General features: G+C 73.9%; 2 protein-coding genes and 1 pseudogene. All 3 read right to left on the minus strand.

All coding sequences use genetic code 11. The features are described 5' to 3' along the window. Nucleotides 1-39: 39 nt before the first annotated feature. Entirely contained in the window at nt 40-3,270 is a 3,231-nt protein-coding gene (locus QM638_RS11215) for a UvrD-helicase domain-containing protein (RefSeq protein ID WP_415142056.1), read from the minus strand. After that, a complete protein-coding gene (locus tag QM638_RS11220; RefSeq protein WP_415142057.1) occupies nt 3,267-6,443 on the minus strand; it encodes an ATP-dependent helicase in 3,177 nt (1,058 codons plus the stop codon). Before QM638_RS11220 ends, QM638_RS11215 begins: the two co-directional genes overlap by 4 nt. 96 nt (nt 6,444-6,539) lie before the next feature. Continuing rightward, nucleotides 6,540-6,905 (minus strand): annotated as a pseudogene (locus QM638_RS11225) (hypothetical protein); the annotation flags it as partial.

Consider the following 6,905-nt stretch of genomic DNA (forward strand, 5'->3'; position numbering starts at 1 on the left):
GGACCACCCGGGGCACCGGCTGGCCCGGTCAGCGATCGGTCAGCGATCGGTCAGCAGAGTCTCCAGCTCTGCCCGACCGGGGAGCTCCGTCGGTTCGACGAGCTCTCCGGTGCGCACGTAGTAGAAGGCGGCTCGCACCGAGGAGACCGGGATGTCGTTGACCTCGGCCCAGGCCAGTCGATAGATGGCCAGCTGCAGCGGGTCCGCGGTGGCGCCGCGGTTGGTCTTCCAGTCCACCACCAGGTAGCCGTCCTCCTCGGCATAGACCGCATCGATGCGCCCGCGGACCACCTGCCCGGCGAGCACCAGGGCGAAGGAGGCCTCCACCCGGTGCGGCGGCCGGGACGCGAACGGCCCGGACTCGAAGGCGGCGATCACCTCGCGCAGATCGGACTCGTCGTCGATGCCGGCGTCCGCGCGGCCGGGCAGGTCGTCGGGGTCGAACAGATCCTGCTGCCCGAACCTGGCCTCGACCCAGGCATGGAACCGGGTGCCGAACCGGGCCGCCGCCGACGGCGGCCGCGGCATCGGGCGGGCCAGGTCCCGGGCGAAGGCGTCGGGTTCGTCGCGCAGCCGGGCGAGTGCGGTGGCCGAGAGACTCGACGGCATCGGTACGACGATCTCGGCGGCGCGCTCACGGCCGGCCTCCTCGATCAGCCGCTCGATCTGGTCGTCCCAGGAGGCGACCCGCTCCGCGATCAGCAGGTCCGTCGGCTCCGGCGCCGTCTCGACCTCGCCCGCCGCGACGGCCCGGACCCGGCGCGCCGCCTCCAGGCGCCGTACCACCTCGGGGGTGTGATGGTCGATCGGCCACGGCAGGTCGACCCGCCGATCCTCATACGGGTTGGACTCGGCCTTGTTGTCGACCGGCTCCGCCCAACGCTCCGGCATCTGGCCCCACGTCTGCATCGCCTCCCGGGTCCGCTGCGCGTACGCCGAGGGTCCGAGCCCCCGCTTGCGGCTCGGCGACCAGCGCCATGCCGAGACCAGCAGCCGATGTCTCGCCCTGGTCCAGGCGACGTAGGCGAGTCGCAGCTCCTCGATCTGCTCATGCGCCTTGCGCCGGGCCAACAGGTCCTTGATCGCCTCGGCGTCGTGCCCGTCGAGCTGCGGCAGGTCGGCGGCATCGCCGCGCAGCGCGGCCGGCATCACCTGCGGCACCGTCAGCCAGCTGGAGCGGCCCTGGTTGGTCGGGAACCTCTCCTGCACCGCCCCGAGCACGAACACCACATCCCACTCCAGCCCCTTCGCCCGGTGGACGGTGAGCAGCTTGACCGAGTCCGCCTCGCTCGGGGTCGCCACGTCCAGCCCCTGGCCGAACTCGTCCTCGGCCTCGAGCCAGGCCAGCAGCGCCGCCAGCGTGACCGAGCCGTCGACCGCCTGGAACTCCGCGACGGCCTGCAGGAACAGGTCGAGGTTCTCCCGCCTGGCGGCGGCCGCCGGGCTGGTGGAGGCCGCCAGCTCGGCATCGATGCCGGTCACGTCCACGATCCGCCGGACCAGGTCGAGCAACGGCTCGCCCGCCGCCCGGCGCAGCATCCGCAGCTCGTCGGCGAGCAGCGCGAACCGCTCCCGGGCCTCGGCCGAGTAGTCCAGATCGCCCGGATCCGCCAACGCGTCGCACAACGACGGCAGGTCACTGGGCTCGGCGCCGGCCACGGCCGCCTCGAGCTGCTCGGTCAGGTCGCCGTACTCCTGGCCTCCACCCCGGACGCCGGCCAGGTCCCGGCTGCGGCGGCCCAGCAGCGCCAGGTCGCGCGGCCCGATCGCCCACCGCGGCCCGGCGAGCAGGGTGAGCAGCGCGGCGTTGGCGGTCACGTCGTCGATCAGCCGCAGGCTCGCCACCACCTCGGCGACCTCGGGCAGCCGCAGCAGCCCCTTGAGCCCGACGATCTCGACCGGGATCTCGCGCGCGGTCAGCGCGTCGAAGGCGGCCGCGGCGGTGGCGTTGTCCCTGGTCAGGACGCCGATCTCGCGCCATCCGGCGGCGTGCCGGGTGGCCAGGTCGCGGTGGGCCGCGAGCACCTCCTCGGCCAACCAGGCGAGCTCGTCGTCGTAGGTCTCCTGCACCCGAAGACGGACCTCGCCGTGCTCGGCGCCGTCCTTGGCCCGGAGCCGTGCGTCCTCCCGCCCGGCGTAGAGCTCCGCGGCGAGGTGGTTGGCGGTGGCGAGGATCCGCTCGTCCGAGCGCCGGTTCACGCTCAACGAGTACGCCGGCCGGCGGCGGTCCCGGGTCGGGAAGTCGCGCCCGAACTCCACGATGTTGCTCACCGAGGCCCCTCGCCAGCCGTAGATCGCCTGGTTCGGGTCGCCGACGGCGGTCACCGGGTGACCTTCTCCGAAGATGCGGGAGAGCATCTGGGCCTGGGCGACCGAGGTGTCCTGGTACTCGTCGAGGAGCACCACCTTGAACCGATCACGCATCGCCTGCGCGACCTCGGGGCACCGGGTGGCCAGACGGGCGGCGAGCGCGATCTGGTCGGAGAAGTCCATCACGCCGAGCTGCGCCTTCAACCCACGGTAGCCCTCCACCAGGTCGAGCAGCTCGGCCCGGCGCTGGATGGCGGTGATCGCCTTGCGCACCGCGTCGAGCTTGGTCTTGACCCGCTTGCCTTCGGCGAGCTCGGCCACCAGGTCGGCCTCGGCCGCCTCGAAGCCGCGTCGTTCGTCGGCGTCGTAGGCCCGCACCCGCTCGGGATCGACCAGGTGCTCGCTCAGCTCACCGTCGAGCGCGAGCAGCCACTGCACCACGTGCGCCGGGGAGTCGCTGAGCTCACGCACCTCGCCGGTGTGGCGGCGCACCGCCCGGGTGGCCAGCTGATAGCGACTGGCGTCGGCGATCAGCCGGGTGTCCGGCTCGTGGCCGATCCGCAGGCCGTGCTCGTCGAGCAGGCCGCTGGCGAAGGAGTGATAGGTGGCGACGGTCGGCTCCTCCGGCTCCGGCTCCGCGTCACCGCGCGGGCCGAGCAGTCCCGCCTGCCGCAGACTCTCCCGGATCCGGGTCTGCAGCTCGGCGGTCGCCTTGGTGGTGAAGGTCAGCCCCAGGATCTCGCCCGGCTCGACCTGGCCGGTGGCGACCAGCCAGACCACCCGGGCCGCCATCACCGCGGTCTTGCCCGACCCGGCACCGGCGATCACCACCGCCGGCTCGAGCGGCGCGGTGATCGCGGCGAACTGCTCGTCGCTGTAGTGCCAGTCGTGTCCCATCAACGCGGCCAGCTGCGCAGGCGTCTCGATCCGGACCGGTCCGGCCATGACAGCACCGGTCATGACAGCACCGACCCCGAGGAGTTGGCCGGGCACAGGTCGACGAAGGCGCAGCGATCGCAGTGCGGCCCCGGCCTGGCCACGAAGGACTCCGTGCGGATGGTGGCCACGGCCTGCTCGAGCTGGTCCAGGACCAGTGTGCCGCCGGGCGGCTGGGCCTGCACCTTGGGCTGCTCGCCACCGTGCCGGAGCTGCACCAGCTCGGCACCACCTGCGGTGCCCCGGCCGCCGAGGATGCCGTCGGCCGCACCGTGGTCGACGGCGAGCTGATAGAGGCCGAGCTGGGCGTGCTCGGCGACCTGGGCCGCGGTCGGCGGATACTTCCCGGTCTTGAGGTCGACCACCACCACCCGGCCCGCCTCGTCGAGCTCGAGCCGGTCGGCGTACCCGTGCAGCCGGACCCGCTCTCCGCCGGGCAGCGTCACCTCGGCGCTGAGCCGCGCCTCCACCTCGACCACCGTGCGTGCCCCCGGCCGGCGGTGCCAGGCCAGGAACCGGGCGAGCACCTCGCGGACCGCCGTACGCTCCCGGGCGGCCGACCACGGAGTGCGGAACTCCAGCCGGCCCCACACCTCATCGACCAGATCCATCAGGTCGTCGACCGGCACCGTGGCGTCGAGGTCACCGTGGGCGATCCGCTCCGCGATCGCGTGCACCACCATGCCGAAGCCCTGACTGGCGGTGCTGATCACCGCGCCACCGGCCTCGCGGTCCAGGAACCACTGCGCCGGGCAGCGCAGGATCCCTTCCAGCGAGGAGGCCGACAGGGTCACCGGCTGCTCCGCGGGTCGCACCGGGGTGAGCGAGCGCGACGGGTTCCGCAACCCCCACCAGGTCGCCGGATCGGCGGCCGGAGCCAGCGGCCTGCCGCCGATCTCGGTGGTCGCCAGCCGGTGCAGTCGGCCGGCGGCGGCGGTCCGCAGCTCCTCCGGCTGCCGCGGGTCGGCCAGGGTCCGGCGCAGATCCGCGACCAGCCCGGCCAGCGACAGCGGCCGGGCGGGCCGGCCGACGCGGTGGTCGATCCGCTCGGCCGGCAGACCGAGCTCGCGGAGGAACCGGGACGGCTGCTCGCCGTCGTCGTCGGGAGAACGCACGGCGGTCACCACCAGGCGCCGGGAGGCCCGGGTGGCGGCGACGTAGAACAGCCGGCGCTCCTCGGCCAGCAGGGCGGCCCGGCCCAACGGCGGCAGCAGCCCCTCCCCGGCCCCGCCGATCCGATCGGCACCGAGCAGCGTGCCCCGGCGCCGCAGGTCCGGCCAGCTGCCCTCCTGCGCGTGCGCGATGACCACCAGCTCCCACTCCAACCCTTTCGAGCGATGCGCGGTGAGCAACCGCACGGCGTCGTCGCTCACCCCCCGCTCGGCGAGCGTGTCGCCGGGGATCTGCTGGGCCCGCAGGGTGGCCAGGAAGGCGGCGACCGAGGTGTGGTCGCGCTGCTCCTCGAGCTTCGCGGCCGCCTCGAACAGACTGCACAGCGCATCCAGGTCGCGATGGGCGAGCCGCGCCGCGCCGCCACCGCCGGTGGTGGCCCGACGCAGCCGCCGGCCCCATTCGGTGCCCTCCCACAGCGTCCACAGCACCTCCTCGGCGCTGGCCCCCTCGGCCAGTTGCCGGCGTGCCCCGGCGACCAGGTCGGCCAGCCGACGAGCGCGCCGGGCCCCGGCCGTCTCCAGGCCGTCCAGCAGCTCCGGCTCCAGCAGCGCACGGCGCAGCAGGTCGCCGGCCGCCAGCTCGGGATGCCGGCCACGCAGACCGCGCACCATCGCCCGGACCTCGGTGGCATCGAGCCCGCCGAGCGCGGAGACGAACAGCTCCTCCGCACGGTCGGCGCCGACATGGCGTGGGTCGGCCGGGTCCTCGACCGCCGCGTCGACCACCACGCCGAGCGCGGCCAGCAGTACGGCGACCGCGGGCTCGTGCACCAGCGGTGTCTCGTCGCTGGCCACCTCCACCGGTACGCCGGCCGCCGCCAGGGAGCGCCGCAGCGGCGGGATCGAGGCGCGTCCCGAGCGCACCAGCACGGCCATCCGGGACCAGCCGATGCCATCCTCCAGGTGAGCGCGGCGGAGCAGGTCGGCGATGTGCTCGGCCTCCGCACGGGCGGTGTCGAAGGTGATCACCGCCAGTGAGCCGGGGTCCTCGGCGAGCGTCTGCGGATGGCGGAAGGCGTCGTAGGCATCGGCCGGGATCGACCCTCGCACGGTGATCCCGGTGGCGATCGATCGCGAGGCGCGCAACAGTCGCGAGCCGAACCGGCGGGTGCGCTGCAACGCGATCACCGGTGCGGGCGAGCCGTCGGCACACCCGAAGGCGCGAGGGAAGTCCACGATGCCGCGCACGTCGGCGCCTCGGAAGCCGTAGATGGACTGGTCGGGGTCGCCGACCACCACCAGGTCGCGGCCGTCCCCGGCCAGCGCCTGCAACAGCGCGACCTGGCTGGGATCGGTGTCCTGGTACTCGTCGACGAAGACGGCGGAGAGCTCGGCACGCAGCGTCTCGCGGTGGCGCTGCGCCTCGATCACACCGCGCGCGATCAGATCCGGATAGTCGATCGCCGCGGACGCGCCGAGCACATCGAGATACTGCTCCAGGAAGAGCCCGGCGGCCTCGAACTCGGGCACCCGCTCGGTGCGACCGAGCTCGACCAGGTCGTCGGGATCGAGACCCCGCTCGCGGGCCCGGGCGATGACCGCCTGCACCTCCCGGGCGAACCCCCGGGTGCCGACCGCGGCACGCAGCGACTCCGGCCACCGCACCGACTCCGGGGCGTCGGTGAGCAGCTCGGCCAACACCACGTCCTGCTCGGGGGCGGAGAGCAGCCGCAGCGGCGCGACGTACAACTCGGCGGGGGCGAAGCGTCGCACCAGGCCATAGGCGAAGGAGTGGAACGTGGCCGAGATCGACCCCGACAGCGTCCGGCCCAGCCGCGCCGAGACCCGGTCGCGCAACTGCTCGGCGGCCTTGCGGGAGAAGGTCAGCGCGAGCACCGAGTCGGGGCAGGCCCCGCGGGTCTCGATCCGGTCGACGACCGCCTCGACCAGGGTGGTCGTCTTGCCGGTGCCCGGTCCGGCGAGCACCAGCAACGGTCCCGACCCGTGCTCGACCACCGCCTGCTGCTGCTCGTCGAGCAGCGGCCGCGCCGCGCGCGGTGGCGGCGGGGCGAGACGGTAGGCCATGGCGTCACTCCATCACGCGCCACCGACACCCCGTCAAACAGTCCCGCCGAGCCCCCGGACGGTCCGATCGGCGGACCGTCCGATCGGCTACCGCGCCTACCGGCTGCCGTGGAGCTCGCGCAACTCAGCCTCGGAGACGACCTGCTCGGTCTCGTCGGGCTCGACGGGAACGAACCGCGGGTCCGCCAGCAGGTACTGCCACAGCAGGCCCGAGTCGTGGTGGCGCCGCTCACCGCGGGTCACGAACCGACCCTCGACGGCGTCCCAGAACGAGTCGAAGACCCGCATCGCGCGGCGGGTGACGGCCCCCTGGGCACCGGTGTGCGGCAGGTAGGGATGCGGCCGGGTCGGCCCACTCGACTCGGCCCGCTCCATCCGACCCGCCAGCTCCTCGAGCCGCTCGGCGGGCATCTCGTCGAGCCGTTCACCGAGGTCGCGCTCACCGGCCCACTGGTCGGTGAG

The sequence above is a fragment of the Nocardioides sp. genome (assembly GCF_047606145.1).
Taxonomy (GTDB): Bacteria; Actinomycetota; Actinomycetes; order Propionibacteriales; family Nocardioidaceae; genus Nocardioides.

Excerpts from the sequence above, each read along its gene's own strand:
- QM638_RS11215 (WP_415142056.1), bottom strand. The coding sequence starts at position 3,270 with ATGACCGGTGCTGTCATGGCCGGACCGGTCCGGATCGAGACGCCTGCG.
- QM638_RS11220 (WP_415142057.1), bottom strand. The coding sequence starts at position 6,443 with ATGGCCTACCGTCTCGCCCCGCCGCCACCGCGCGCGGCGCGGCCGCTG.